Annotated in this window: 1 protein-coding gene; it reads right to left on the minus strand. The window is 71.5% G+C overall.

The window, feature by feature from the left end; all coding sequences use genetic code 11:
- Window positions 1–14: 14 nt before the first annotated feature.
- A partial coding sequence (locus V6M57_RS00420) for a lytic transglycosylase domain-containing protein (RefSeq protein WP_332812999.1) occupies window positions 15–1703 on the minus strand: 1689 nt, incomplete at its 5' end.

Consider the following 1703-nt stretch of genomic DNA (forward strand, 5'->3'; position numbering starts at 1 on the left):
GGGGGTGGGGCTGGTCAGGGCAGCTCGCGGTTGACCGCGGTGGGGTCGGCGCGCGGCCCCACCATGCCCAGCCGCGCGCGCAGCGACTGTGGCCGGCCGCTCAGAATGGCGGCGTAGTTGGTGGTGTTGGCCAGCACGCGCTTGACATAGTCGCGGGTCTCGTCGAACGGGATGTTCTCGGCCCAGATGTCGCCGGGCAGCACCGGCCCGTTGCGCCAGGCCCGGGGGCGCCCGGGGCCGGCGTTGTAGGCCGCGGCGGCCATGGGCAGCGAACCCTCGAAGTCGTCCAGCGCGAACTTCAGGTAGGCCGTGCCGATGGCGATATTGGTGTCGCGCTCGCCGATCTGGTGTGGTTGGAAGTCGGTCAGCCCGATCTTGCGCGCGGTCCAGCGCGCCGTGGCTGGCATCACCTGCATCAGGCCCGAAGCGCCCACGCCGGAGCGCGCGTCCATCACGAAACGGCTTTCCTGGCGGATCAGGCCGTACACGTAGGCCGGGTCCAGGCCGATCTCGCTGGCGCGCCTCACCACGGTGCTGCGGTACGGCATGGGAAAGCGCTGTGCATGGTCCTGGGCCTGCGGTGTGCGCTCGCTGGTGTTGATGCAGCGGTCCCACAGATCGTTCTGGCAGGCCAGTTGGGCGGCGGCGAGCAGTTCGCGCTCGTTCATGCCGCCCGGCGTGTGCAGGCCGACGGTGTAGTTCCACTCGCGCACGCCCTCGCTGCGCAGTCCCAGGCGGATGGCGGCGAGCGCGCGTTGCAGGCCGGGGTTGCGCTCGGCGGCCCGCAACTCCTGCGGCTGCAGGGGTTCGGGCTCGGGCGGCACCGTCACCAGGCGGCCCAGTTCTTCCAGCGCCAGCTGCTCGTAAAAGCCGCGCGACGAGGCGATGGAGGCGTACAGCTCGCGCGAGCGCGCCGTGGCCGCCAGCGCGTCGGGTTCCTTGAGCGTCTGCATGGCGCGGGCGCGCCAGTACACCCACACCGGCTCGCGCTGCTGGGCCTCGTCCATCGCGGCGATGGCGTCGCGCACAGTGCCCCAGTCCCCGGCACGCAAGGCGGCGCGCGCCATCCAGGCCAGGTGGTCGCTGTGCATGAGGTTGGCCTGCCCGCGGGTGAAGTGCGTCAGTGCGTTGTCGTGCAGCTTTTGCGCCGCGCGCTTGCCGATCACGCCCCAGAGCCAGCTGCGCTCTTCCTGCGTGAGCTGGGCCTTCCAGCGCGTGTGCTCCATCTCCAGCGCCGCGAGCGCCGGTTCTTTATCCGCCAGGCGAATGATGGCCAGCGTCACCAGCTCCTTGGTGCGCGGGCGGATCGCGGTGATCTTTTCGTCCAGGTACTTCGCGGGGTCGCGAGCGATGGCGCTGACGGTGGCCACCCAGCCCGGGTCGAGCATCGCCACGGCCTGTTCGGCCGTGCGCGGGCGGTTGGCCTCCATCGCCAGCCGGGCGCGTCGCCAGGCCACTTCGGGAGCGAGATGGCCGCTGTCGAGCAGGGCCTGCGCGGCGGTGGCGCAGCCGTCGTCGGCGTCGCGTTGGCTCAGCCAGAGGCGCTGCACCTGGGTGGCCACCACATCGGCGGGCGTGCGCCGGTCCACCGCGTCGAGCATCAGGGCGTAACAACGCAACTCGCGGTCGTCGTTCATGCGGTAGTGGGGCAGCTCGCTGGCCAGGGTGGCCCAGTCGCGCCGCTGGCCCAGCTGCAGCAGCCA

Source organism: Ramlibacter sp., from assembly GCF_036676645.1.
GTDB lineage: Bacteria > Pseudomonadota > Gammaproteobacteria > Burkholderiales > Burkholderiaceae_C > Ramlibacter.